Source organism: Sneathiella limimaris (assembly GCF_012932565.1).
GTDB classification, from domain to species: Bacteria; Pseudomonadota; Alphaproteobacteria; order Sneathiellales; family Sneathiellaceae; genus Sneathiella; species Sneathiella limimaris.
The window spans coordinates 2,236,695-2,261,026 of the sequence record NZ_JABBYJ010000001.1 but is presented as its reverse complement, the minus strand read 5'-3'; the positions used below and the strand labels follow the sequence as shown (position 1 = coordinate 2,261,026).

Annotated in this window: 28 protein-coding genes and 1 tRNA gene; 12 read left to right on the top strand and 17 right to left on the bottom strand. The window is 45.0% G+C overall.

All coding sequences use genetic code 11. The features are described from left to right. Positions 1–12 precede the first annotated feature (12 nt). The 4 genes from HH301_RS11010 to HH301_RS10995 all read left to right on the top strand — a co-directional run bounded on the left by HH301_RS11010 (position 13) and on the right by HH301_RS10995 (position 2,778). Positions 13–747 carry an SDR family oxidoreductase gene (locus tag HH301_RS11010; protein WP_169568952.1) on the top strand — a complete coding sequence of 245 codons (735 nt, stop codon included), beginning with the start codon at positions 13–15 and terminating at the stop codon, positions 745–747. 46 nt (positions 748–793) lie between these two features. Continuing rightward, positions 794–1,411, top strand: coding sequence for a 2-hydroxychromene-2-carboxylate isomerase (locus tag HH301_RS11005; protein WP_169568951.1), 618 nt, complete (start codon positions 794–796; stop codon positions 1,409–1,411). After that, positions 1,408–2,178, top strand: coding sequence for a VOC family protein (locus HH301_RS11000; RefSeq protein ID WP_169568950.1), 771 nt, complete (start codon positions 1,408–1,410; stop codon positions 2,176–2,178). The genes HH301_RS11005 and HH301_RS11000 overlap by 4 nt, the downstream gene beginning before the upstream one ends. A 147-nt stretch (positions 2,179–2,325) precedes the next feature. Continuing rightward, positions 2,326–2,778 (top strand): cache domain-containing protein, encoded by a 453-nt coding sequence (locus tag HH301_RS10995; RefSeq protein WP_169568949.1) that lies wholly within the window; start codon positions 2,326–2,328, stop codon positions 2,776–2,778. Positions 2,779–2,856: 78 nt separating this feature from the next. Here the strand turns inward: HH301_RS10995 and HH301_RS10990 are convergent, their stop codons facing one another. Next, positions 2,857–3,027, bottom strand: a complete 171-nt coding sequence (locus tag HH301_RS10990) for a hypothetical protein (RefSeq protein ID WP_169568948.1) — start codon at positions 3,025–3,027, stop codon at positions 2,857–2,859. A gap of 198 nt (positions 3,028–3,225) precedes the next feature. Between HH301_RS10990 and HH301_RS10985 the strand changes: the two genes are divergently transcribed. Further along, complete coding sequence (locus HH301_RS10985; RefSeq protein WP_169568947.1) at positions 3,226–3,678, top strand: cache domain-containing protein; 453 nt, start codon at positions 3,226–3,228, stop codon at positions 3,676–3,678. A 60-nt stretch (positions 3,679–3,738) separates the two neighbouring features. Here the strand turns inward: HH301_RS10985 and HH301_RS10980 are convergent, their stop codons facing one another. Genes HH301_RS10980 through HH301_RS10970 form a run of 3 tightly spaced genes read right to left on the bottom strand, consistent with a single transcriptional unit; the run spans position 3,739 to position 5,532 of the window. Beyond that, a complete protein-coding gene (locus HH301_RS10980; protein WP_206378269.1) occupies positions 3,739–4,425 on the bottom strand; it encodes an HTTM domain-containing protein in 687 nt (228 codons plus the stop codon). An 8-nt stretch (positions 4,426–4,433) separates the two neighbouring features. After that, entirely contained in the window at positions 4,434–4,886 is a 453-nt protein-coding gene (locus HH301_RS10975; protein ID WP_169568945.1) for a hypothetical protein, read from the bottom strand. Between the two features lie 34 nt (positions 4,887–4,920). Further along, on the bottom strand, positions 4,921–5,532 hold the full coding sequence (locus HH301_RS10970; RefSeq protein WP_169568944.1) for a TetR/AcrR family transcriptional regulator: 612 nt from the start codon (positions 5,530–5,532) through the stop codon (positions 4,921–4,923). Between the two features lie 138 nt (positions 5,533–5,670). Between HH301_RS10970 and HH301_RS10965 the strand changes: the two genes are divergently transcribed. From HH301_RS10965 to HH301_RS10950, 4 genes are all read left to right on the top strand, one after another. Beyond that, on the top strand, positions 5,671–6,519 hold the full coding sequence (locus tag HH301_RS10965) for a TauD/TfdA family dioxygenase (RefSeq protein WP_206378268.1): 849 nt from the start codon (positions 5,671–5,673) through the stop codon (positions 6,517–6,519). A 4-nt stretch (positions 6,520–6,523) separates the two neighbouring features. After that, positions 6,524–7,435: a DMT family transporter gene (locus HH301_RS10960; RefSeq protein ID WP_169568943.1), complete on the top strand. Its 912-nt coding sequence runs from the start codon at positions 6,524–6,526 to the stop codon at positions 7,433–7,435. A 218-nt stretch (positions 7,436–7,653) separates the two neighbouring features. After that, positions 7,654–8,736: an MBL fold metallo-hydrolase gene (locus tag HH301_RS10955; protein ID WP_169568942.1), complete on the top strand. Its 1,083-nt coding sequence runs from the start codon at positions 7,654–7,656 to the stop codon at positions 8,734–8,736. Between the two features lie 16 nt (positions 8,737–8,752). After that, positions 8,753–10,783, top strand: coding sequence for a hypothetical protein (locus tag HH301_RS10950; protein WP_169568941.1), 2,031 nt, complete (start codon positions 8,753–8,755; stop codon positions 10,781–10,783). Between the two features lie 194 nt (positions 10,784–10,977). Here the strand turns inward: HH301_RS10950 and HH301_RS10945 are convergent. Next, positions 10,978–11,070: transfer RNA gene (locus HH301_RS10945), tRNA-Ser, on the bottom strand. A 356-nt stretch (positions 11,071–11,426) separates the two neighbouring features. Here HH301_RS10945 and HH301_RS10940 point away from each other — a divergent pair. Continuing rightward, positions 11,427–12,581, top strand: a complete 1,155-nt coding sequence (locus tag HH301_RS10940; RefSeq protein ID WP_169568940.1) for a PAS domain-containing sensor histidine kinase — start codon at positions 11,427–11,429, stop codon at positions 12,579–12,581. A 41-nt stretch (positions 12,582–12,622) separates the two neighbouring features. Here the strand turns inward: HH301_RS10940 and HH301_RS10935 are convergent, their stop codons facing one another. The 12 genes from HH301_RS10935 to folK all read right to left on the bottom strand — a co-directional run bounded on the left by HH301_RS10935 (position 12,623) and on the right by folK (position 21,971). Next, positions 12,623–12,892, bottom strand: coding sequence for a sel1 repeat family protein (locus HH301_RS10935; protein ID WP_169568939.1), 270 nt, complete (start codon positions 12,890–12,892; stop codon positions 12,623–12,625). 172 nt (positions 12,893–13,064) lie between these two features. Beyond that, positions 13,065–13,742, bottom strand: coding sequence for a glutathione S-transferase N-terminal domain-containing protein (locus HH301_RS10930; RefSeq protein WP_169568938.1), 678 nt, complete (start codon positions 13,740–13,742; stop codon positions 13,065–13,067). A gap of 95 nt (positions 13,743–13,837) precedes the next feature. Continuing rightward, positions 13,838–14,743 carry a GTPase Era gene (era, locus tag HH301_RS10925; protein ID WP_169568937.1) on the bottom strand — a complete coding sequence of 302 codons (906 nt, stop codon included), beginning with the start codon at positions 14,741–14,743 and terminating at the stop codon, positions 13,838–13,840. Between the two features lie 13 nt (positions 14,744–14,756). After that, positions 14,757–15,461 (bottom strand): ribonuclease III, encoded by a 705-nt coding sequence (gene rnc / locus HH301_RS10920; protein WP_169568936.1) that lies wholly within the window; start codon positions 15,459–15,461, stop codon positions 14,757–14,759. 1 nt (position 15,462) lies between these two features. Further along, positions 15,463–16,212 (bottom strand): signal peptidase I, encoded by a 750-nt coding sequence (gene lepB, locus HH301_RS10915; RefSeq protein WP_169568935.1) that lies wholly within the window; start codon positions 16,210–16,212, stop codon positions 15,463–15,465. A 57-nt stretch (positions 16,213–16,269) separates the two neighbouring features. Beyond that, complete coding sequence (gene acpS / locus HH301_RS10910) at positions 16,270–16,674, bottom strand: holo-ACP synthase (protein WP_169568934.1); 405 nt, start codon at positions 16,672–16,674, stop codon at positions 16,270–16,272. Further along, positions 16,671–17,414, bottom strand: a complete 744-nt coding sequence (locus tag HH301_RS10905; RefSeq protein WP_169568933.1) for a pyridoxine 5'-phosphate synthase — start codon at positions 17,412–17,414, stop codon at positions 16,671–16,673. The genes acpS and HH301_RS10905 overlap by 4 nt, the downstream gene beginning before the upstream one ends. Further along, the gene (locus HH301_RS10900; RefSeq protein ID WP_169568932.1) at positions 17,411–18,043 is read right to left on the bottom strand and encodes a DUF2062 domain-containing protein; all 633 of its coding nucleotides are present in this window, start codon (positions 18,041–18,043) and stop codon (positions 17,411–17,413) included. Before HH301_RS10900 ends, HH301_RS10905 begins: the two co-directional genes overlap by 4 nt. 10 nt (positions 18,044–18,053) lie before the next feature. Next, positions 18,054–18,641 (bottom strand): orotate phosphoribosyltransferase, encoded by a 588-nt coding sequence (gene pyrE, locus HH301_RS10895; RefSeq protein ID WP_169568931.1) that lies wholly within the window; start codon positions 18,639–18,641, stop codon positions 18,054–18,056. An 8-nt stretch (positions 18,642–18,649) separates the two neighbouring features. Then, a complete protein-coding gene (locus HH301_RS10890; RefSeq protein ID WP_169568930.1) occupies positions 18,650–20,803 on the bottom strand; it encodes a RelA/SpoT family protein in 2,154 nt (717 codons plus the stop codon). 136 nt (positions 20,804–20,939) lie between these two features. Then, positions 20,940–21,341, bottom strand: coding sequence for a DNA-directed RNA polymerase subunit omega (gene rpoZ / locus HH301_RS10885; RefSeq protein WP_169568929.1), 402 nt, complete (start codon positions 21,339–21,341; stop codon positions 20,940–20,942). A 126-nt stretch (positions 21,342–21,467) separates the two neighbouring features. Then, entirely contained in the window at positions 21,468–21,971 is a 504-nt protein-coding gene (gene folK / locus HH301_RS10880) for a 2-amino-4-hydroxy-6-hydroxymethyldihydropteridine diphosphokinase (RefSeq protein ID WP_169568928.1), read from the bottom strand. 143 nt (positions 21,972–22,114) lie between these two features. Here folK and HH301_RS10875 point away from each other — a divergent pair, with 143 nt between their 5' ends. Further along, positions 22,115–22,723 carry a LabA-like NYN domain-containing protein gene (locus tag HH301_RS10875; RefSeq protein ID WP_169568927.1) on the top strand — a complete coding sequence of 203 codons (609 nt, stop codon included), beginning with the start codon at positions 22,115–22,117 and terminating at the stop codon, positions 22,721–22,723. A gap of 229 nt (positions 22,724–22,952) precedes the next feature. Then, the gene (locus HH301_RS10870) at positions 22,953–24,329 is read left to right on the top strand and encodes a phospholipase effector Tle1 domain-containing protein (protein WP_169568926.1); all 1,377 of its coding nucleotides are present in this window, start codon (positions 22,953–22,955) and stop codon (positions 24,327–24,329) included. The last annotated feature ends 3 nt before the right edge of the window (positions 24,330–24,332 follow it).

Genomic DNA, 24,332 nt, shown 5'->3' with positions numbered 1-24,332 from the left:
AAGGAGGAAGGCATGACAAAAAACACTAAAAAAGTTGCCCTTGTTATCGGTGCAGGAGATGCGACCGGTGGTGCGATTGCAAAACGCTTTGCCAAAGAAGGATATGTTGCGGCTTGCGTGCGCCGCAATAAAGACAAACTGGCGCCATTGATTGAGGAAATTTCTAAGCTTGGAGGTACTGCTGAAGCGTTTGGGTGCGATGCAAGAAAAGAAGAACAAGTTCAAAGTTTGATCGAAGAGATTGAGACATCAATAGGCCCGATTGAAGCCTTTATCTACAACATTGGAGCCAACGTTCCCTCAAGCATCCTCGAAGAAACATCCCGCAAATTTTTCAAGATCTGGGAAATGGGTTGCTTTTCAGCCTTTCTAACAGCCCGAGAAGCTGCCCTTCGAATGGTAAAACGTGAACGCGGAACTATTCTCTTTACGGGTGCGACCGCCAGTCTTAGAGGCGGCGCTAACTTTGCCGCCTTCTCTGGCTCCAAGCATGCACTTCGAGCCCTGGCACAATCCATGGCAAGAGAACTTGCTCCAAAAGGTATTCATGTTGGACATGTCATTATAGATGGGGCCATCGATACAGATTTTATTCGTACCAATTTTCCAGACCGCTACGCATTAAAAGAACAAGATGGCATTCTCAACCCAGACCACATTGCAGACAACTACTGGCATTTACACTGCCAACCGAAAGATGCCTGGACGTTTGAGCTTGATCTGAGACCCTGGATTGAGAAATGGTAGTCAAAATAAAAAGAATATCTAAAACATAAAAAATGGGAGAAACCAAATGGCCGTCACCGCAGAACTTCACATAGATGTTGCAAGTCCCAACATCTATTTTTGCCACAAACTCATTCCAGGAATTGAGGAACAAACTGGCGTTACCTTTAAATATATTCCTGTCTTGCTTGGTGGGATCTTCAAGCTAACTAATAATCAGGCTCCTTTCCTTACCTACCAAAACGTTAAGGGTAAGAACGAATATATGCGCCTCGAAATGCAGCGTTTTGTTCGCGATCACGCAATGAATGACTTTCGCATGAACAGCCATTTCCCCGTAAACACAGTTATGGCGATGCGCGGTGCCATCGTCGCCGACATGGAAGGCTTTGTGAAAGAGTATTTCGATGCCGTATTGAAAGACATGTGGGAAAAGTCCTTGAAAATGGACGACCCAGAAGTTTTTAAACAGGCTTTAGTGGATCACGGATTTGACGCAGACCATATCCTCAACCGGATTCAAGAAGAAGATGTCAAACAACAATTGATAGCAAACACAGCCGCAACTGTTGAAAGAGGGACATTTGGCTGCCCAACTCTGTTTGTGGGAGATGAAATATTCTTTGGTAAAGATAGCCTACCGGCGGTCGAACAGGAAATTCTCCGCCAGCAAGGTCAATTATGAGCAATTCCGCAACGCCCTTCATTCGCTTTCGGCAGATATGTCTGGCATCCCTCTCCCTAGATCCAGTGGAAGCTCACATAGAAGCCATTCTTGGCGTTCCGCCCTGCCACCGATCAAACCTTGAGCAATTTGGACTTGAAAACACCATGTTTGCGGTTGGAGGCAGTTTCATTGAAATCGTTGCGCCAACCCAAGAGCACACTGCCGCTCACCGATTTATTGAACGAACACAGGGTATTGGGGGATATATGGCCATTTTTGATTGTGAAGAAGTCAACCGGTTGAAACAAAACGCTCTTCACCAAAATATTGGTATTATCTATGAAAGATCTGACGCTAAGGCCGATCTCCTTCAGCTCAATCCGAGAGATACAGGCGTTACCTTACTGGAATTTGATAGACACCAGAATGGCGAGGAGAGGCTTGGTGCTTACGAATGGGCGGGAGAGAACTGGAAATCAGCTTTCAATCCCAGAGTAGACATTATCGATCTTTCGTTTGCCTGCCACAAGCCCCAGCATATTGCACAAAGCTGGGGTAAGTTAATGGACAAATCCCCAGACCGAGAGAATAATATCTGTCTCGATCACGGCCGGCTGCGCTTTGTCCAACAAGCCAATGATAGACCCGATTACTTTGCGGGAATTACCCTGGCAGCAGATGACCCAGATCTCTACCTTTCGAGAGCAAAGAAAATTGGCCTCAGAGTTGAGGATAATTGTTTTGATCTTGCAGGTGTTCAATGGAGCTGGCGCAAAGCAAGTTAAATAAAACGGGGCCCTGCCTGACAAGGTGAAAATCCACATAATATCATTAGAATTAACAAGTTCTTAAGTATTGCTACGTTACTTAGCCGGTCAAAGCAGCAAGTCTGCTTGGAATGAAGTATCACGTATATTCTACAGGACATTCTGATGAAGAAAATTTTGACCCCCATTCTCGTCGTCTTCGCGCTTATTACTGCAGTTTCAGCACAAGCTGATGACCGCAAAGCAAAAGCTGAAAATCTGGTGAAAGCCGCTATTGCTCACTACCAAAAAGTGGGTGAACAGCAGGCATACGCAGACTTTTCAAAGCCAAACACCGAATTTTTCCAGGGTGAGTTCTATCTCTTTGTTATGAAAGCATCAGATGGCTCTCATGTTTTCCATGCAGTGAATCCAAAACTGGTTGGGAAAAACCTGACTGGCCTCAAAGATACAAACGGTGATTTGTTTGTAAAAGCCCTTTGGGAAAATGCTGTTGCAAACGGCAGCACCTGGACATCATACCAATGGGTTCACCCAGAGACTAAGAAAATCGCACCAAAAGTCGTTTATTCAGAAAAAGCCGGAGACCTGGTTTTTTCAACTGGATACTACGAATAAGCTCAGCGCTTAGGACAAAAGAAAAGCCTCCAGTTTTCTGGAGGCTTTTTTATTGTTTTCGAAAAGTATAGAGAGCTTTCAGTGAACTACGTCCTGAGCCATCTGCCGGGCGACGTGAAGCGTATTCGGCTCTACCTCAACGCCCTCCATAAGAAAAGAACCCTTTTCCAAAGCCATAACTGCCAGTAGAACGCATAAAAGACCTGCCAAGATAATATTCCCGACAATTCCTTCCTTCTTTAACTTCATTGGAAACAGCTTTCTTCAAAATAACTGAGTTCCCAGATGTTGCGCCGGAAACGTTAACAAACCCTTAACAAAAAAACGTCAGAAATCGCTTTCTTATTAATTTCTTCTTAAACGTTATACCTCTAAATAAGGCGCAGTTGATGCGACAGAAAATGTCAAAATCTCTTGGTAATATGTTAGTATCTTAGGAAAACGAATATGCGCAAAATTTTAGCCCCCGTTCTCATCTTATTTTCAATCGTAACTGCATTCTCAGCACAGGCTGAAGATAAGAAAGCGATTGCCGAAAACCTCGTGAAGGCAGCAATTGCTCATTACAAGGAAGTTGGTCAGGAAAAGGCTTTTGCTGACTTTTCAGTCAAGGGCGGTGAGTACAACCACGGTGAATACTATGTGTTCATTCAGAGCTCAGCTTCCGACGAAATGGTATTTCACGGCGCAAACGACAAACTCGTTGGCCGCAACCTAATGGGCCTGAAAGACCCAACCGGCAAAGAGTTCGTTAAAGAATATGCTGAAAGCACAAAAGCAAACGGTAGTGCTTGGACAACATATCAGTGGGTTCACCCACAGACCAAAAAGATTGCTCCTAAAGAAGCTTACACAGAAATGCATAATGATCTGATCTTTGGTGTAGGTTACTATAAATAAGATCTTCGGATTTTAAGAAATGAAAAGCCTCCGCATTGCGGGGGCTTTTTTGTTCCCTCTTTAAAAAAATAAACCGCCGGCGAAAATACGACCCTGAAGCCACAGAATTGAGGGATAGGCAGAAATCCAAATCCAGAAGAAGCGGTTTAGGCCAAATAGAAATGCATTTACAAGATGAAACAACGCCGCAATACCCAAACCAACATACAAAGCCTCCTTAGCAATCAACGTGAATGGAAACGCAAGCTCAAATCCAATTACAGCCCATGACATACATAATAGTAGCGTTGGCTTTTTGCGCCAGCCTCTCAATGTCTCACTCACCGGATATGCCGAATAGGCAAAAACATCCGCAAGCGCTCTTCCGCATCGCCATTCCGGATTGACAACCTTTACCCAACCAGAAATGAAATAGGAGAGCACCAATTGCAGGGCTAAGTACCCAAACGCAATCTCTTGCCAAACCGGATTGGGTAGAAATTTTGTAAGGGTGAGGCATGTTAGGATCAAGTAACTCATTCGATCGCTGCCGCCGTTAAATGGGCCCTGAAACCGATAGAGGCTAACTAGTCCAAGAAGAAAAAGTCCCAAGCACACCCAATTTGTTGCAACACCAATTAACAGGCATAAAGAGAGTATTGCGCGCAGAAGGTATAAATATCTCTCCCAACTCTTACTCCACAAATGCTCAAAACTTTGCTGCAAGAAAGCCCAGCCCATTAAGATCTCTGTGGCACGCACTGCCATCTCAAAGCTCATGCCACGCTGCCTTCCTGTTGCAAAGAAAAAGGCTCCGAAATATAGACCCTTACCTGATGAAGATCGCCACCTTCGCGCGCAATTAATAAAAGACTAAAGCAGGCATATGAAAAGTTCTCTTGATCCCAAAAATCTTCCCGTATGTGACGCTTTATCTCGTTTTCGCTATGATCCGTCGGAAACTGCGTTAAGCACTCTGAACAACTGACCAAAAACAGGCTTTCGTTCCATCGATAATTCCAGAACATGCGAAGCCCCATTTTCCACACGGGAAGATGCTTCGGTCGTGGACGAAAATCCTGCCAACCGTCTTCAATAATGTTTTGATCCCGTTCGGATAATAGTTGGACTTGAATGCGCGGAGATGGGGCAATGGTGTCAAAAAAGCGCCAAGATGGAACAATGGCGGGAACCAATAATCCCAAAGTCTTTACAATAGAGATGAGCATCCCTACCCCCAACTTCTTTCAATATCGCAGACTATCAGCAACATAATATCTTGTGAGCCGCCTTTTGTGCCTGTTCGATTAGATGGTCTATACCTAACCTCTCAGGCTCAGCCAAAAACTGCATGGAAATGCCCCGTAAAAGTCCTACGATCAGGGTTGTGGCCAGCTCAACATCAATCCCTACCCTAACAATTCCTGTACCCATATCCGCCTTAATTATTCGCCCAACCTCTTCTCGAAAAACAATATTCACCTTTACAATTTCGTCTGCAATTTCAGGCAGTGCACCCGTGGCCTCTCCCATCAGCACATAGAGGGCCCGTATTCTTGGCCCCTGCTCGGCAACATCACGGAGATACATCTCGATAAACTGTGAGAGTCTACTCTCCGCATTTTTCGCAAGGCTTGAAGTTTCAAGATTACGATTTTCAAATCGGTTTAGAATATGCGCCAGTACGGCGCGCAATATCCGCTCCTTGCTTCCGAAGCGGTTGCTGACCAATGTACCCGTAAATCCAGCTCTTTGACCAATTTGAACAAGGGTCGTTCGCTGGTACCCTTTTTCTGCGAAAAGTTCCATAGCCGCTTGAATAAGCTTCTGATTGGAATCGGCTCGTCTTTCAGTGTTTTTTCGGGTTTCCTTCATTTACCAAATCTTTTTGCAAAAAATTGCCACGCAGAAATTTTTTATAAAAATCAGACATATAACAATCTAACAAAATAGTTGTTGTTCAACAACTATTTTGGTGATAGCGATATTAAAAAGAACAAATAAGGGGAAACAGTGATAATTTCAGTCCAAAATATGGAGGCGCCTTGCGGTGCAAAAATTACAGGTGTGGATTTTTCTAACCCTGTTAGTTCTGAAGACCTAAAACAAATTCGCAAGGCATGGATGGATCATCACGTTCTGGTATTTCCAGATCAAAAACTAACAAATGATGATTTAGTGCGTTTTGCTGAGTATTTTGGCCCTATCGGAGACGATCCATTCATCGAACCGATTGATGGACATGAGAAAATAGCAGCCATCCATCGCCGAGCGGATGAAACCGGTCGAATATTTGCAGATAACTGGCATTCTGATTGGAGCTTTATGCCTGTCCCTCCTGCAGGCACCTGTCTATATGGAATTGTGATACCACCGCACGGGGGTGACACATTTTTTTCAAACCAACATTTAGCGTACGAAAAGCTGCCCTCAAACATGAAAGAAAAACTACTGCACCTGAATGCTGTGCATTCTGCGCGAACCGCTTATGCTCGGGATGGGGCCTATGCCAAAGATAACGGGGCCATGCGGATAACAGTTTCAGATGAAGCAAAAAAAATCCAGCTCCACTCCATTGCCCGTAATCACCCAGAAAGCGGAAAAATTGGCCTTTTTGGTGGAAGTTATGTGGTAGACTTTGACGGCCTGTCCCACGAAGAGGCACGTGAACTCGCTGCAGAGTTAAGGGATTGGCAGGACCGTGAAGAATTTGTTTATCAACACAAATGGGAGCCAGATATGCTGGTACTCTGGGATAACCGATCTGTCCTGCATAGAGCATCCGGCGGATACGAAGGATACGAGCGTCGCCTTCACCGTCTCACAATTGCAGATAACCCCGACTATTATAGCGACGGATAATAGATTGACTCAAAACGCCACTCTCGCTGCAAGTTTTCCACATTTAGCCTTAAGTGGGTCCTCTGTGATGTTGGGAATGTCTTTTGTCGCGATCCGGATCATTATGGATCAGCATTCGGTTCCTGCCACTTTAGGGTTCTTGAGATACGGCCTCGCGGTCCTAATGCTACTCCCTTTGCTTTTCTATGTCAGACGCCCTATTCCACCCCTTAAAATTAGTCTTGCGTTTTGCTGCCTGGGGATCATGCAATTCGGCTTTTTCCATCTCTTTGTAAATACAGCCTTGGAAGAAATACCCGCCTCACGCGGCGCAGTCATCTTCTCACTCATTCCCATCATGACGATGCTCATAGCAGCAATGGTTGGACGAGATAGATTAACCCCCGTCAACCTGTTTGCAGCTATCCTCTCAATCATCGGCGTATCATTAGCGATTGGCGAAAAGGCGTTTCAGGACCAGCCTGGTTCCCATAGCTGGACCGGGGAAATCCTTTTCTTCATGGCTGTCTGTTGCGGGGCGACTTACAACGCGTTTTCGTCCAGCCTGCTTAAAGTCCACTCAATCGTTCATTCGACGATTATTGGAATGACTGCGGGCTCTACCTTTATTCTCCTCTTTTCTTTTTCTGAGGGTTTTCCGGCGGTTACACAGACTTTCTCAGCTGAAGACTGGCTCTGGATCTTATATCTCGCAGGCCCCGCTGCCGCGTTAAGCCTTTTTCTCTTTAACTGGGGATTACAACAGCTCAGCCCCTCAAAAGCAGCGATTTATGTTCCACTAGCACCGGTCGCAGCGAGCATGTTTGGAGCTGTTTTATTAGGTGAAGAACTTTCCCGGTTGTTTCTCATCGGATTAACATTGGCAATTGCAGGACCCATCCTGACAAACTGGAAAGCAAAACAGAAAATAAAATAACCCTGCCACCTGTAGGCTCAAGCCCTATTAAATTTTTGTAGGTGCTTACCATGGCTGGTTTTACCGTAATTAAACTTACTGTGTTTTGAAGGACCACTTCATCTCTTTCAATTTAACGTATGGAAATTTTTGTGATTTTTGCTAAAATTCCATGCATTAGAATGTCATTATAATACAAAAAATTGTACTCAAAACAGAATAAAAGAGGCTTGCAATAAATGGTTTTGAGGTTGTGTAATGCAGGGTTATTTAAATTAGCCTTATCTGGTGTCATACTATTTTTTTTAACGGGCTGCAGCGGAGAGTTCCGTAAATTCTGGGAAGATTCAATCTATGCAACGTACGAAATCAAGCCATCTTATCAAGGGGCCACAGCCCGTTTTTTAGGGGTTTCAAGCTTTCTCATCAAAGATAACGATACGACAATAATGATAGATGGTTATTTAAGCCGCCCTGACCAATATTTATACCGCCCAATTTCCCCAAATAATGTACAGATTGAAACGATGCTATGCGCGCTAGCTGTAAAGATGAATGCTGGGTGCTCTGACAATAAATCGAACAAAGATAACCTTGATGCAGTTTTTGCAATGCATGGTCATTTTGATCATGCGCTTGATAGTCCATTAATCGCTTGCTTGACAGGCGCAACCCTAGTTGGTGGTCCAGTTCTCTTAGAAATAGCAGATCGAACAAAACGCTTTTTTCCAAGCATTTGCCAACAAATTTCTCATGAGTATTTGGATGAAAATTTATCAGAATATTCTTTTGATTATGATCCAATTTCAGTGACATTGATAAAGGTCAAACATTCGGAGAATATCGCCTCTAAGTTACTAGAAAACGCTTCCTATGATCCAGACTGGGCATTTCCTGCGAAGATTACCCAAATGAAAGAAGGGATTAGCGTGGCAGCACATTTGAAGTTGAGACAGGGTTCTATATTGATAGTGCCAACGGCAGGTGAAATTAACCAAGAATTTCATGATAAACGTTTTGAAGCGGACACAATTTTTTTAGGAATTGGCGCATTAGGGTTTGAATGTGAAGAGAAAGCCAAAAAATATTGGAACAATACAGTTGTTGCCAGCAAAGCTAAATGGGTTATCCCAATTCACTGGGACTCACTGTCGGGCCCTCTTGATCCAGAGTCTGCTGTTTTGGATATTCCCTACTACGAGCGGTTAGATCGAGTACTGCAATGGTTCCAAAAGTTTGCGGCAGATGACCCCGATGTCACAGTACGACCCGTCCCCATCTTCAAATCGTTCGACCCGTTTTTCTCAAGACTAGACCAATAACAGGATAGGAAAGTAGATGAGTTACTCACATCAACAGCAATCCGTTAAATTATTAGCCTCATTATTGGCCTTAGTCATTTTATCAGCTTGCGCCGCACCTAAAGAAAAGTTCACCGCTCGTTACTGGCCAACGCCAGAAAAGAAAACTGAATATCCCGAATTACAATATCAGGAAATCAAGGACAGACCTTCCTTTGGTGTCGCTTTTCAAGGAGGTGGTAACCGTGCCGCTCCTGCTGCATTAGGGCAATTAAGAGCTTTGCATCGTTTAGGGTGGATAGATAAAGTGCGATATATTTCCGCTGTTTCCGGCGGCTCTTGGACGTCGATCCCCTATACATATTTAAAACAAACCTATAGTGAGGATGTGTTCTTAGGCAGGTTCCATAGTCCAGGGGATGTTGCTAAGAGATTACCTTCAATGATTGAAGGTAATTTATCGCCCGAATTTCACGATAGCTCTATGTTAGGGGCGATGGAAGACGCAGCAATTACCGCTAACTATTTTGCTGCGCTTTTCGGTCTTCGAATGGACGAAGCCTTTTCAGATGCTTTATCAAAAATTTATTTGAAACCCTTTGGGCTAGGTCGGACCAAAGGAAACGCTCCCGACAGTTTGTTCACTTGGAGTAACGAAGACCGCAAGAGAATTCTCAAGAATAATGTGCGTTTCGAAAAAACAGAAATTCATTATGTGGAACGGAAGCGCCCTTATTTAATTGTAGGTGGCACGGTATTGGCGAAGCGTATTAATCCTGACCCAACAGAAAAATACTTATTGGAAATGACGCCCTTATACACTGGCGTTCCCTGGAAAGCTGGCCCCAATCAAAAAAGCCCTGCAAAAATACCGTTGGGGGGCGGTTATGTTGAATCCTACGGTTATGACTATATTACGGATAATGTCAAAGAGGGGAGTAAGGTAAAGTCTCTCACCTTGCGAGACCCTATTATAGGAAATCTGACAGATCGTTCGCGACTTAATTTTTCGCTTTCCAATGTAGCTGCCATTTCAGGGGCCGCGCCTGTTGAAACCATCATTTCAATACCTTTGCTTAACTTACTTTTTTCCAATATGGGCTTTCCGGAGCATTTTGTTCCAACCGATATGGTGGTCCCAAAACAAACGGGATGGTCTACAAAAGAGGGAGAGATATACGAAAAAGAATGGGCTCATGGCGACGGTGGTCACGAAGATAACTTGGGCTTGGTTTCTTTGCTCGAGCGAGAAGTCGAAAATATCATTGTCTTTGCCAATTCATATGCCCCATTGGGAAAAGACAAGTATATCAAGGGATTTAAAGAAAATAATCCCGATGAAAAGCAAAGCATGATTGAAATTTGCAAAGACGGATTAAGTAAACACGAAAATAAATTACCAGAGATAGACAATGTCGACGATAGATTGAAAATGTGTCTTGAGATGGCAGGAGATGATCTGCCCACATTTTTTCTAAGAACAGAAGCAAGTATCCACAATGCAGGCTTAGTTTTGCAAGAGAACGTGCTCCTACCTGAAAACAAGCAAGAATTGCGAGGATATTATGACTTATTATCCATCGCAGAAGAACTAAAAGAGAATAAGCTGATCAGTTGCCGACGATATACTTACACTTCGCAACTCGATTTATCTCTCGGCAGAAAAGAACCGCGAACCTATCACCCCAAAATTTGCATTATATTCTTGGGAATGGATGAGGATTGGAAAAAGTCGATAAAAGGAACAACGGAAAGCGAAAATATGACTGTATCGGATGTGAAGAACATTCAAGTGGCCTTGGACTTAAACGAGAATTGGCAGCCCAAACATGATAAGAGGAAAAGTTTCGGTTCCAGCGGTTTCCCCCATCTTGGTACATTTAATGATCAAAAGGGTAGAATAATTAAAATCAAACCTGAACGGCTTTATGCGCTGAGTAATTTTACAGCGTGGAAATTAATAGAACACAGTAAAGAGCTAAAATATTTCTTCGATCAAAAACTGGATCTACCTTCCAACGGTGCACATGAGGTTGAAGAGGCGTTGACATTAAGTGTGTTGCACTAGCGTTATTAAGATTGAGTGCACTTTATTTCGAGCAATATGACTTCAAACTTCAATACCGTAGAAAAAAGTTCTTAGATCAACAGACACTTATACCTAGTTCTTGTTCTGCATCTTATACGGTTTTGGGAAAATTTGAAAAATTGGCGTTTTGATTTTCGTTTACTTTTCAACGCCTTACAGAGAACTGTAATTAATGGCGGTGAAGGTGGGATTCGAACCCACGATGGAGCTATTAACCCCATACTCCCTTAGCAGGGGAGCGCCTTCAGCCACTCGGCCACTTCACCGTCGCGCGCAAATATGGCAGATTTTAGTGACCATGCAACCCTTTTTTTGAAATTTTCGGAAATTCCGTCGACGGGTATTTGTTGATCCCGCAATTGGCGAAAAAGGACTGACAGCACGATCATTAACTTGATAAAGCGATTGTTCTTTCCACTCGCACTCGCCCCACTAAAAATCGCAGATTACTGCGCAAAGCCAAACATTAAAGTTAACTCCTTTAGTCATATATTAATATTCTGTTAAGAATTGTCATCTACTCTTTCTGGAGGTTGTCTGAGGGGTATTCAACCGAACAGCTGTGATGTTGGTCTAACCAGCATGCTGAGGTTTACGATGTGAATTATTAGGGGGTTCGTTAATGAATGAAAGTCATGAGTTCAAGGACATTCTATTGGATGCACTTGATAATATCTCTGAAGCTTTCGTCATCTACGATAAAGATGGATACCTCGTAACTTGTAACGAAAAATTCAGAACCCTCTACGGATACTCGGCTGAAGAAGCAGCCCCAGGCGTTCACTTTAGAACATTGGGAGAAATCGACGTTGCCCGCGGCAATGTGGCAATTGGCGATGAGTTTGGTTCTGATGAAGAATATTTGGAACGCAAAGCAGAGTATCGGCGAAAGCTAACCGGATCTTTTGTTGTTCACCTCAAAGATGGTCGTTGGATTAAAACGACAGACCGCCCCACATCTAAAGGTGGCTTTGTCTCTATTCAAAGTGACATCACTGACATTAAAAAACACGAAGCTCAGCTCCTTCAGGCAAAAGAACAAGCCGAGCTGGCCAATCGAGCCAAGTCTGATTTTATGGCAAATATGAGCCACGAACTCAGGACTCCATTGAATGCGATAATCGGCTTTGCTTCCCTACTGACATCTGAGGTTTATGGTCCCCATCAGGATCCCCGGTATAGAGAATATTCCCTCGACATTGAAGAAGCAGGCTCTCATCTTTTAACTCTGATCAACGAGCTATTGGACCTTGCAAAAATCGAGGCAGGAACCATTCAACTAAACGAACAAGTCACTGACTTGTCTCCCCTCACCCAATCTTGCAAGACCATGATTGATTCACGGGCTAAGCAACGAAACATTCATGTAACTTCGTCTGTTGAGCCAACAAATCTTCAACTCATGGCAGATCCAATTCGTCTTAAGCAAATCCTAGTGAATTTGACTGGTAATGCTGTAAAATTTTCCAAGGAGAATGGCAGTGTGGATATTGCCTGGTTCCAGCGAGGTGAAAATATAGTTCTTGCGGTTGAGGATGATGGCGTAGGTATGGAGCAGGAATTTATTCCAAAGCTTTTTCAGCCGTTCAAACGCAGTCGCATCGCTCAAGATATGCAAAGTGAAGGAACCGGACTGGGTCTAACCCTTGTTAAACGGTTCTGTGATGCGCATGGCGCAAATATTCATGTGGAAAGTATGGCCAATCAGGGAACTCGGGTCGAAATTGAATTCCCTGCCTACCGGAATGTGCATACGCCTCAGGTCATAGCCTCCTGACGCAAGCCACAAGCTTTTAGCTTATTAAACTCAAGTCTGAATTAGTGTGCCAAGCACCACTCGCGAGCCATTTTCTGTGCGGCAGCAATCTCTTGTGGGGACATATCCATTGAGATTTCAGCGCGGCTCTCACGAGCTTCCGCAACACCATTCATGGCAGCTAGGTTTAGCCATTTATGCGCAAGCACCAAATCGACTGGCACGCCTTCGCCAAATGCAAACAAAAGGCCTGCACGATATTGCTCTTCTGGGGAACCGGCTTCTGCCTGTTCTGTCAGACTTAAGATATATTCTTTATCTAGCTCTGCCATTTTACTCCTCCTTCATTTAACAGCATCCAGATAAACATCGACCAAATTCATCGATCGCTCTGTAAGGTTATGATGAGGCGCAAATTCTTAAAAAATAATTTCTACGAATAATATTTTTTTCTAATGAAGCATTTTTTTATAGAGCTGGATTTCAGGCCGATACAATTTCCCTTTAATCTCTCAAACTGGCTTCTGAGGTCACAGCAGACAAGTTCGATGGGTCCGTTAATTCACTTCCGACCGAATAGCCTTTTTTGACAGCGGGTCTCGCCCAAATAGTTTGATACCAGGTTTTAAGATTAGGAAAATCATTAAGATCCTGCCCTTGCCGCTCAAATCGAGAGGCCCAAGGCCAACATGCCATATCGGCGATAGAATACTCGCCAGCCAAAAAAGCACGATCCTCAAGCCTCTTATTCATGACGCCATAAAGACGCGCAACCTCGTTCGTGTAGCGATCAATGCTATACTCAATTTTTTCTGGCGCATAGAGACGGAAATGATGGGCCTGTCCAGCCATTGGCCCAAGCCCACCCATTTGCCAAAATAGCCATTGATCGACTTCGATCTGCTCCCGTTGACCTTCGGGATAGAAGTGCCGGTACTTTTTGGCCAGATACATCATGATTGCACCAGATTCAAAAATTGATATCGGCGTTCCATTGTCGGCGGGATCCAGATCAATAATCGCTGGCATACGGTTATTAGGAGAGATCTTCAAAAACTCCGGCTCAAATTGATCGCCTTTGCCAATATTAACCGGCTTCAAAGTGTAAGGTACGCCAAGTTCTTCAAGAAGGATGCTAATCTTCCAACCGTTCGGTGTCGGCCAATAATATAGTTCGATCATCGGAATTTTCCTTTCAAGAGTGATTACAACACTCACATTTGGAACAGTTATTCCAGAAAGATACGAGCTAAGGAAAATCCGTCAAGCTATACTGGCTACGATTTAGGAAAATCCAATCCCATTTCCTGATATCTTTCAGGATCATCCAGCCATTTTTCACGAACCTTCACAAAAAGGAAAAGATGCACACGGCAACCGAGGGTCTCTTCCAGTTCCTCGCGAGCCATCGCCCCAATTTGTTTAATTGTTTGCCCTCCTTTACCTAGGACAATCGGCTTGTGATTGGCGCGTGAAACGAAAATTACCTGGTCAATTTTGACTGAACCGTCTGGCCGCTCTTCCCATTTCTCAGTTTCCACTGTAAGGGAATAAGGGAGCTCCTGATTTAAGCGAAGGAAAAGTTTCTCGCGCGTAATTTCAGCTGCCAAATATCGCATGGGGGCGATTGCCAACTGATCCTCAGGATAAAGCCAAGGCCCTTCAGGCAGTTCTTCCGCCAGGTACTTTCGTAAATCGGCAACCCCATCCCCATTTAGGGCAGAAATCATAAAGACTTCACGGAAGATACCCCGATCCGTCAATTCCTTGGCAAGCCCCAAAAGCTTCTCGCGCTTGATCATGTCAATCTTATTGAGGATCAGATGCGCTTTTTTGCCAGATTTCTCAAGATTGGAAATGATCCGTTCTACATCCTTTGAGATCCCTTTATTGGCATCAATCAACAAGGCAAGAACATCCGTGTCATTGGCCCCTTCCCAAGCTGCGTTTACCATCGCCGTTTCAAGACGGCGGGAGGGTGCAAAAATACCCGGGGTATCAACAAAAATAATCTGGGAGTTATCTTCAATTGCTATTGCTGTCACCCGGGCTCGAGTTGTTTGCACCTTTGGCGAAACAATGGCAATTTTTGCCCCAACCAATTGATTGAGAAGTGTCGATTTCCCTGCGTTAGGTGCACCGATAAGGGTCACATATCCGCATTTTGTAGCTATATCATCCATGATAAATCCTGTCCTAGACAGAAGAAATTTCTTTTAACATCAGCGCCGCAGCTTTTTTCTCTGCGGTTCGCTTTGAGGAGGCCTGAGCCCTTTTTGAAGCTTGGCCATTCAACCTCACCTCAACAGTAAATTCCGGGTTATGATCCGGCCCCTCTTCCAAAACAATCACATATTCCGGCACCAAGTTTCCATTCTTTGCAGCCCATTCCTGCAATTCAGATTTGGGGTCCTTTCTGGCGGCATGTTTTTGATCAAAACGTGGCCACCAGTATTTCACAATAAAGGCTTTTGCCGCAGGCATTCCGCCATCAAGATACAATGCCGCAATCAACGCTTCGACAACATCCTCAAGCAACGAAGCATTATCGGCCCCACCGCTGGCTCGGAGCTCTTCCGAAATGCGCACATATTGCGTCAAACCGATTTCCATAGCGATATCTGCAAGTGTCGATTTCTGAACTTGCGCATTTAGCCTACGCGACAATTGACCTGCTTCAGCCGCCGCATAACGCCGAAAAAGCTCTTCTGCGATTACTAAACCAAGAACCCGGTCCCCAAGAAATTCAAGACGTTCATAATCGACAGCACCATCAGAACGCTTTTTTCCTTTTCCCTTGGTCAAAGACCCATGTGTAAGTGCCTCTACCAACAGGTCTTCGTTCGCAAACCGGTGCCCCAGCTGCTTCATCAAACTCTTTAAATTAGTGTTTTTCGTCATCTTAGCTCAACAATGTGAAGAGCCGTTCCCAGCGGGTCGCAAAAGGAAGCTTCCATATTTCCCAAATTGAAACATCACCCTCAACAGAGAAGAAGAGAATTTCCGCACGTCCTACAAGATTTTCGATTGGAATATATCCAACCTGACTCAAAAACCGGCTATCTGTCGAATTATCCCGGTTATCACCCATCGCAAAAACATGCCCCTCGGGCACTGAATAAACGTCTGTGTTATCAACGCTTCCACGTTCATTCATATCTAGCGTTATATAGCTCTTCCCATTGGGTAAGGTTTCCCGGTAGCGTTTAATTCGACGCACATTGCCGTAACGATCCCGATCTACATAATCTTCGATCCGTTCTTTTTGAACCGCAGTACCATTGATATACAGAACGCCATCTTTCATCTGCAATTTGTCGCCAGGTAGGCCGACAATCCGCTTGATATAGTCAATAGGCTCGCCTATTGGCTTCTTAAATACGGCAACATCACCACGTTCCGGAAAATCGCTGAAAACCCGGCCCTCGAAAGGCCCGGCGCTAAAAGGAAAAGAATGTTTGCTAAAACCATATGAAAATTTAGACACAAACAAATAGTCTCCAATTTTCAAGGTTGGCAACATGGATTCAGATGGAATTTTGAAGGGCTCATAGGCAAAAGTCCGTATCACAACCGCAATCAATACGGCATAGACAACTGTCTTGATTGTTTCACTAATCGGACTCTCTTTTTTGGCCACCTTATCACTCATATCCTTAAGCCTACTTCCATTTCAAAAGGCTCTTAATAAAGCCATGTCATCTTGTCTTTAACGCGTTATCGCAACAGCTTCAATGAGAACCATTGCCTGAGCCTGCGGCGGCTCATCGGTAATCGTCAAATGTATCTCCGCCTGCATTCCGGGCGGGGTAATCTGCTCCAGCCGAAGGAGCGCCCCACCTGTCAACTTTATAGTAGGCCGACCTGACGGGAGATTAACTACCCCCATATCCTTCCAAAAAACGCCTTTGCGAAAACCTGTCCCCAACGCTTTTGAGCAGGCCTCTTTGGCGGCATACCGTTTTGCATAGGTTTCCACACGGTTCCGACGACGCTCAGCCTTGGCGATTTCGGTTTCGGTATAAATACGCTGAATAAACCGATCACCAAAACGATCTAATGTTTTTTCGATCCGTCGAATGTCGATTATATCGTTTCCAAGGCCGATAATCATACTCCGTTCCCTGCCCTGGCTTCGTCCATAAGTTTCCTCATATTGCGGATAGCCGTGTCTAGACCCACGAAAATCGCCTCACCAATCAAGAAGTGACCGATATTTAATTCCATCATATTGGGAATAGCTGCAATTGGGGCCACCGTATCGTAGGTTAATCCATGTCCCGCATGACATTCCAACTCAAGTTCTTCAGCAACCTTTGCCGCTGTCAGAATTTTGTCTAACTGTTTCTGCCGAATATCACCGCTTTCAGCATCGCAGTATGGTCCTACATGCAATTCGACAATATCAGCATTTAGTTTTTTGGCAGCTTCCAGTTGCTTAGGGTCTGGCTCAATAAACAAGGACACACGAATTTCTGATTGGCGCAATGACGAAACAAAATGCTTCAAAGTGTTATGGCCGCCGGCCACATCCAAGCCCCCTTCGGTTGTCTTCTCTTCCCGCTTTTCAGGCACGAGACAACTAGCGTGAGGTTTATGCGTGAGAGCTATACCTAGCATCTCATCAGTTGCAGCCATTTCAAAATTGAGGGGAATAGAGAGGTTTTCGGCCAGAAGCTTAATATCAGCATCCGCAATATGGCGCCGATCTTCCCGCAGGTGGGCTGTTATCCCATCTGCACCTGCCGCTTCTGCAATCTTGGCCGCCCGAAGTGGATCAGGGTGGCGTCCGCCCCTTGCATTTCGGATTGTCGCCACATGATCAATATTTACACCCAGCCGCAAATGACTCATTGCACGCCTTCTTTCCTGCTATCTTCTGCTTCTGACAAAGCCTTTGCTTCCTGCTCCCGTCTAAATAGCGAAGCCTGAAGCGCTTCAGCACGCTTCATATGGAAATTTCGGATAAGGATATTCAACGGATAATAAAAAAGAATCCAGACAATAATGAAAAAGGGAACGGATCCTACAATCATTGGAAATATGACATTCGTAAAAATTTCAGTAACACTGGCCCACCCGTTTTCCATTAAGTTGTGAAAAAACTGATCCATGGTGCCAGCGGAAAACCCACTTTTCCCTTCCGCATCCCAACCCAGCAGCCAGTAACCAAGGTGATATGTAGCAGTCCAAATAAAAGGAAACGTCCAGGGGTTACCAACAGCGGTCCCAATGGCTGAGGCCAGAATATTCGCGCGGAAGATCCAGGCAAACAGACCACCAAGTATAAAATGAAGCCCAACAAAAGGCGTAAATGAAACCGCCGCACCAAACGCAAACCCCGCCGCAAGTGAATATGATGTACCTGGTAAACGGGCGAGACGATACCCCAGGTATCGCGTTGATCTTTTAAAGCCCATAGAAGGCCAAAAGAAATCAAGAACCCGGCGTACCAAAGGTATCTTATTGCGGCGATCAAACATTACTTTTACTTCATACCAGTCCGCGACTTCCGGGCTTAATGGCAGGAATTTTTTCAAGTTCTGGAGGCAGCTGACCCGCCTCATATGTTTTTACGTCCATCTTCATCAAAGAGAAAAGCGGAACACCGACGTCAGCGGTTCCATTGGACCGGTCGATCAGGCAGGTTGCACCAACCACCTTGCCTCCGTTCTGCTCAATTACCTTGATGCATTCTCGGCTGGATTTCCCGGTAGTAACAATATCCTCAGACATAATCACCCGCGCGCCTTTTTCCAGCTCAAACCCACGCCGGAAGGTAAACTCTCCCTCAACCCGTTCCGTAAACATTCCGGGAACCCCAAGTTGGCGTGCCATTTCATACCCGACAACAACACCCCCCATCGCAGGGGCAACTACGACGTCTACAGCATCTTCGCCCAATTCATCCTTCACTTTTTTTGCAAGCGCACCGCAAAGAGCAGCTGCTCGTTCAGGATACATCAATACCCGCGCACATTGCAGATATCGATCCGAGTGAAGACCGGAGCTTAAAAGAAAATGCCCTTCGAGCAACGCATCTGTTTCGCGAAAATGTTTTAAAACGTCTTCTGGTGTCATTCTTATTCCTATCCACTGGCTCGCTCGACAGAACTGATAACTGGATCCGCCCGCAGTGCCGCAATGATATTGGTTAAATGTTTAACATCCCGTACCTCAATATCCACCCGCATTTCAAAAAAGTCCTGACTACGGTTTGATATAAGAAGGTTGGTTATATTTCCGTTATTTGCGGCGATTGTTGAGGTCACACTGGAGAGAGCACCGGGCTCGTTCGCCATGACAATCGTAATACGACCGATCTGAAAATTAGATTCCTGCAGTTCTGTATCCCAAGACACATCTAGCCAACGTTCCGGCATTTCTGCGAACTGTTCTAATGTGTCGCAGTCGATGGTGTGGATTGTCACACCTCGCCCAGACATCACGATCCCCACAATGCGATCGCCTGGCAACGGATGGCAACACCCCGCAAAGTGAACAGCCATGCCTGGGATCAAGCCATGAATTGGAACCGCATGTTCTTTGTTTCTTTTTTGCTGATTGCGACTTTTCCCGATAGGAACAACATTATCGTCAACGCCCTTACTTTTCTCGCCCGGGAAAATAATATCCAGAAGCTGTCGTCCCGTATGCGTCCCATCCCCAAGCGAGTAATAAACATCCTCAACGCTATCCAGATCCCAGATTTTAAGGACGGGCGTCAGTGCTTTTTCGGTGAAGGGCTTTCCATCCGTCCGAAATGCTTTTTCCGCGATGGATTTTCCAAGTTCTACATACTGGTCACGCTGCTGCTGGCGAATATAGCGGCGAATAGCCGACCGCGCCTTACCACTAACAACAAAGTTCTCCCAAGTTGGTGATGGTGTTTGGTTTTTTGAGCGGAGGATCTCAACCTGGTCACCGTTTTTCAGCACTGTCCGAAGAGGCGCCAAGCGGCCATTAATCTTCGAACCAACGCAGGTATCGCCTACTTTCGTATGAACAGCATAGGCAAAATCAACTGGACTACTTCCCGCGGGTAGAGAAATGAGATCTCCCTTAGGCGAGAAGCAGAACACCTGATCCTGATACATGTTCAGCTTTGTATGCTCAAGAAACTCATCTGGATCAGACGCTTCTTCAAGGATCTCCAGCAACTCCCGCAACCAACGATATTGCTGCCCTTCCTGAACTTTTCCGCCAATTTGTTGCTTGTACTGCCAATGGGCCGCAACACCAAATTCGTTGGTTTCGTGCATTTCACGGGTTCGGATTTGCACTTCAATCCGCTGGCGCTCTGGTCCAATTATCGTCGTATGAATAGATTGATAATTATTCCGTTTTGGTGTGGAAATGTAATCCTTGAAACGACCAGGAACCATTGAGTACTTGGCATGAAGGATTCCAAGCACGTGATAACACTGCTCAACGTTAGCTACGATAATCCTAAAGGCAATGATATCTGAGAGCTGTTCAAAGGTAACATTCTTTTGTTCCATCTTGCGCCAAATGGAATATGGCCTCTTTTCTCGGCCTGACACCTCAACCTGTAATCCACTCTCATTCAGATCTTCTTTAAGGGTGGTAACGATTTTGGCAACAACGTCTTCCCCCTCTTCCCGCAAATACTCCAAGCGTCGCAGGATAGAGCGTCTTGCTTCATTATTCAGCTCAACAAACGCGAGGTCCTCAAGCTCATCCCGAAAACTCTGGATACCGATCCGCTCAGCAAGAGGCGCATAAATTTCCATCGTTTCCGTTGCTATGCGCCGTCTCTTCTCAGGCTTTTTGATGTGCTTGAGAGTGCGCATGTTGTGGAGCCGGTCAGCAAGTTTCACCAGCAAAACCCGGATATCATTGGACATCGCCAACAATAACTTAGAGAAATTCTCAGCTTGCTTGGTTCGATCTGATTGCACCTCCAGCTGAGAGAGTTTTGTAACCCCATCAACGAGTACCGCAATCTCAGAGCCAAAATTCTGCTCAATCTCTTCTTTGGTCGCGACTGTATCCTCAATCGTATCGTGCAGGAGTGCCGTCACAATGGAGGCTGTATCCAACTTCAACTCTGTCAGAATACCCGCGACTTCAATTGGATGGGAAAAATAAGGATCACCAGAGGCTCGCATCTGGCTACCATGCGTTTTGATCGTGAACACGTAAGCGCGATTGAGCAGATCTTCATCTGCATGGGGATCATAACTTAAAACACGCTCAACAAGTTCTACTTGACGTAACATTCAATATTCCAGAGCCGGCCAGGGGAAGGTTGCCAGTGAAGGTCGCAAGTGCAGTATATATAAAAATAGGGGCGCCGGTAGATGTTTTAAACTCCGGCAACCCCTACAAATTAAAGAATAATGGTTTTTAGGATCTTTAAGCGAAAGGATCCTCAGATTCACCTTCAGATGGGGTTGCTGCAGCGCCATCGGTTGCACCAACTTCATCAGCGGAAAATGTTTCCTGTGGCTCATCCTCTTGAACAACACCAGCCCACTCAGTGCTGGAGCTCATCAGCGCAGCCATGTTGTCTTCTTCTGGTTCATCCACTTCAACACGCCGTTGCAGTGTGCTAACCAAATTATCTTTCAAATCTGCTACGTTAATCGTGTCATCGCCAATTTCGCGAAGGGCAACAACTGGGTTTTTATCATTGTCGCGATCAACGGTCAGCATGGAACCAGCCGCAATGCTGCGAGCCCGACGAGCAGCCAGTAAGACCAGCTCAAATCTATTTGGAACCTTCTGTACGCAATCTTCTACGGTGACGCGAGCCATTAACAATACTCCATTGTCTGTAATTAGCCCCCTTGAATATGCTTTTCGTAAAGATTTTGCAAGTTAAAGAGGGCTGTTTTTCAAACTTTTTCGTGTTTATTTACAGAAACTGGTTTGAAAACGTCCCTACCCTAATCTTTTTATTGGTTGATCCTCAGGAAGCTGTGCAATCAACCCCTTGATATCCATACCTGTAACAGGATCTGCCCAGTTTGGCAGAATCTCTGACAGCGGCCGCAAAACAAAAGCCCTTTCAGTCATTAAAGGGTGCGGAATAACAAGACCGGTTCTCTGATCCCTATTGACTGTTACCAAGTCATTGTAACTAATTAAATCGAGGTCGAGGATCCGAGCCGCCCATTTTTCCGTTCGAACACGACCAAACTCTTCTTCTGTTGCATGGAGCAACATCAACAAGGCTTCTGGATCAAGCTCAGTTTCAATCTGAACAACACCATTAATGAACCAAGGCTGATCTGAAATTGGGACCGGTGCCGTTCCATACCAAGACGACTGCTTGACTATTTTCAAGCCCGCAACTTCCAAGGCCTTTACAGCCCTTGTTAGAGTATTTTGTGGAGAGCCATATTCCGGATGGTTCAGATTTGCGCCCAGTGCAACGATAATCATTCCGTCATCATTTCAAACTTGGATCCAAAAAAATTATTTATATTGTTTCAATATTTCCATATTATTTGAAACTTACTGCTAAGTTAGTTAAACAGTTTTATTAATAAACATAATAACAATAAATGATTTAAATTGGTTGTGGTATGACATTTTATCCTGAAGAACGCATCGCCTTATTCATTGACGGCTCAAACCTTTATGCTTCTGCAAGGGCACTAAATGTAGAAATTGACTACAAAAAATTGCTTGCTGAATTTACTGAACGAGGCCGCCTGGTTAGAGCTTTCTATTATACAGCACTTGTTGAAGACCAGGATTACTCTCCTATTCGCCCCCTCGTCGACTGGCTAGATTACAATGGCTATACGATGGTTACCAAACCAGCCAAAGAATTTACAGATCCCACAGGTCGTCGGAAAGTCAAAGGAAACATGGATATCGAGCTCGCCATTGACATGCTCGAAATCAGCAATTCAATTGACCATGCCGTACTGTTTTCCGGAGATGGAGATTTTAGAAGACTGGTTGAAGCCGTTCAACGCAAAGGCGTTCGGGTAACTGTTGTCAGTTCAGTCAAAACCAATCCTCCGATGATAGCGGATGAATTACGGCGACAAGCAGACTATTTCCTCGACCTCAAAGATCTCGACATGATTCTCAATAGGGAGGGAGGACATCGTCGAAACTCAGAATCTGAGTATGAATATTATGACGATGATGAAGACTTCGAAGAGTTGGATGAGCGCGTCTGATTTGCGCAAAATATTGAGCTTTTAACAAACTGATTATCTACATTAAATCAATATTTTATTTGTCACACTTCACCCAATAAGTGAACCCACTACAAGCTTACGATTTTGCTAAAATTTTAACAAAATTTAACAATTCTTAACAATTTGCGGTCCCTTATTCAGGATGTAAACGTCATTGAATCATGGTATTCTAATTTTACGCATTACAAACAATGAGGGGTTTTGATGCATGCGCAAGCTGGTCATATTTAGCGACCATAGCTGGAAACAGCCGCAGATCCGTAGCAAGCGCAGACATGTTCTTGGCAATGCAGCGATCGCCGAGCGATGCCTGCTTGAGCAAACCTCAAAGGGCGAAAAACAGATTACCTTTCTGCAGTCTGACCAGGACTTGAAAGGTCGCCTATCTCGTTTCTTCAAGCGCCGCTTAGGCATAGGCGTGCGTAAAGAAGTTTTTCAAGCCTATGAATTTCTGGTCAATAATTACATCCCCGGTGATGAGATCTACTTAATTGGCAGTGGTCGAGGAGCATTTGTTCTTCAATATCTTGCCTACATGCTTAGTACTGCTGGACTATTGCAAGCGGATAGCATTGGAAAAATTAAACAGGCCTATATCTACAGCCGCCTAACCGGATCCGCCCGTCGCGGTCCATCAGGACAAGCCTTGCGGGATAGTTTCAATGCCCGTGTCGTTCCGATCAAGTTTCTGGGATGTTGGGATACTGTCGGCTCGCATGGCGCTCCTGTGCGCGGCTTGCGAAAACTTTCAGTTTTATGGACAGAGTTTCTCTCGCAAAACGTGGCTTCAAATGTTGAAACCGCTTTTCAAGCGCTAGCCCTGGACGAACAAAACACGGCAATTACCCCTCATATCTGGCAAGGCGTGAAATCAAAAAATCTCCGCAGGATTGAACAGGTCTGGTTCGCCGGAAGGCATATGAATGTCACAGGTGGACAAAGGGACAGCCGACTTTCTGACATTGCCTTGCGCTGGCTTATTAAGAAAGCATCGGAAGAAGGCTTAACTTTTGATATCGATAAACTTGAAGAACTAACGACGCCAAATCCACTTGGGCAAATGACGCAATATGGGTTTATAGATCGCTTCTTTAACCTTTTCTCACTCTTCAACCAGCCTCGAGCAGTCGGGAAAGCCGACACAGAACTCTCTAGACTCCAAATTCCGGGAGCCGAGAAACTGCATCATACCGTACAGGAGAGGCAAAAGGGTGACCCTGACTATAGACCCCTAGCTTATGAACGATTACCCGCTGGAAGTCTCGTAATCTCTCAAAATTTGGATGATGTCACTCACTCCACCAGACGCTATGAGCGCCATATTCTGAATTGTCCTGCCACCCTGTTGGTCAATGACAGCCGGTATAATGGGAACGTCCTGGATCTGAGCGAAGGTGGAGCCCGTGTTTGGCTGCATTTAGATGTGCCCGTTGGAACCCCTGTAACACTGAGATCTTCAATTTTAATGGATCAAGGAAAGACGGGCCGGGTCGTTTGGTCAAAAGACCAGGCTGTTGGACTAGAGTTTCAAGGAGAAATTGATTTAAAGGATATTCAGATGCCGAAAGGGTACAGCCTCAACTAACCG

Coding starts and splice junctions, on each gene's coding strand:
- HH301_RS11010 (WP_169568952.1), top strand. CDS start 13: ATGACAAAAAACACTAAAAAAGTTGCCCTTGTTATCGGTGCAGGAGAT.
- HH301_RS11005 (WP_169568951.1), top strand. CDS start 794: ATGGCCGTCACCGCAGAACTTCACATAGATGTTGCAAGTCCCAACATC.
- HH301_RS11000 (WP_169568950.1), top strand. CDS start 1,408: ATGAGCAATTCCGCAACGCCCTTCATTCGCTTTCGGCAGATATGTCTG.
- HH301_RS10995 (WP_169568949.1), top strand. CDS start 2,326: ATGAAGAAAATTTTGACCCCCATTCTCGTCGTCTTCGCGCTTATTACT.
- HH301_RS10990 (WP_169568948.1), bottom strand. CDS start 3,027: ATGAAGTTAAAGAAGGAAGGAATTGTCGGGAATATTATCTTGGCAGGT.
- HH301_RS10985 (WP_169568947.1), top strand. CDS start 3,226: ATGCGCAAAATTTTAGCCCCCGTTCTCATCTTATTTTCAATCGTAACT.
- HH301_RS10980 (WP_206378269.1), bottom strand. CDS start 4,425: ATGGCAGTGCGTGCCACAGAGATCTTAATGGGCTGGGCTTTCTTGCAG.
- HH301_RS10975 (WP_169568945.1), bottom strand. CDS start 4,886: ATGCTCATCTCTATTGTAAAGACTTTGGGATTATTGGTTCCCGCCATT.
- HH301_RS10970 (WP_169568944.1), bottom strand. CDS start 5,532: ATGAAGGAAACCCGAAAAAACACTGAAAGACGAGCCGATTCCAATCAG.
- HH301_RS10955 (WP_169568942.1), top strand. CDS start 7,654: ATGGTTTTGAGGTTGTGTAATGCAGGGTTATTTAAATTAGCCTTATCT.
- HH301_RS10950 (WP_169568941.1), top strand. CDS start 8,753: ATGAGTTACTCACATCAACAGCAATCCGTTAAATTATTAGCCTCATTA.
- HH301_RS10940 (WP_169568940.1), top strand. CDS start 11,427: ATGAATGAAAGTCATGAGTTCAAGGACATTCTATTGGATGCACTTGAT.
- HH301_RS10935 (WP_169568939.1), bottom strand. CDS start 12,892: ATGGCAGAGCTAGATAAAGAATATATCTTAAGTCTGACAGAACAGGCA.
- HH301_RS10930 (WP_169568938.1), bottom strand. CDS start 13,742: ATGATCGAACTATATTATTGGCCGACACCGAACGGTTGGAAGATTAGC.
- era (WP_169568937.1), bottom strand. CDS start 14,743: ATGGATGATATAGCTACAAAATGCGGATATGTGACCCTTATCGGTGCA.
- rnc (WP_169568936.1), bottom strand. CDS start 15,461: ATGACGAAAAACACTAATTTAAAGAGTTTGATGAAGCAGCTGGGGCAC.
- lepB (WP_169568935.1), bottom strand. CDS start 16,212: ATGAGTGATAAGGTGGCCAAAAAAGAGAGTCCGATTAGTGAAACAATC.
- acpS (WP_169568934.1), bottom strand. CDS start 16,674: ATGATTATCGGCCTTGGAAACGATATAATCGACATTCGACGGATCGAA.
- HH301_RS10905 (WP_169568933.1), bottom strand. CDS start 17,414: ATGAGTCATTTGCGGCTGGGTGTAAATATTGATCATGTGGCGACAATC.
- HH301_RS10900 (WP_169568932.1), bottom strand. CDS start 18,043: ATGTTTGATCGCCGCAATAAGATACCTTTGGTACGCCGGGTTCTTGAT.
- pyrE (WP_169568931.1), bottom strand. CDS start 18,641: ATGACACCAGAAGACGTTTTAAAACATTTTCGCGAAACAGATGCGTTG.
- HH301_RS10890 (WP_169568930.1), bottom strand. CDS start 20,803: ATGTTACGTCAAGTAGAACTTGTTGAGCGTGTTTTAAGTTATGATCCC.
- rpoZ (WP_169568929.1), bottom strand. CDS start 21,341: ATGGCTCGCGTCACCGTAGAAGATTGCGTACAGAAGGTTCCAAATAGA.
- folK (WP_169568928.1), bottom strand. CDS start 21,971: ATGATTATCGTTGCACTGGGCGCAAATCTGAACCATCCGGAATATGGC.
- HH301_RS10875 (WP_169568927.1), top strand. CDS start 22,115: ATGACATTTTATCCTGAAGAACGCATCGCCTTATTCATTGACGGCTCA.
- HH301_RS10870 (WP_169568926.1), top strand. CDS start 22,953: ATGCGCAAGCTGGTCATATTTAGCGACCATAGCTGGAAACAGCCGCAG.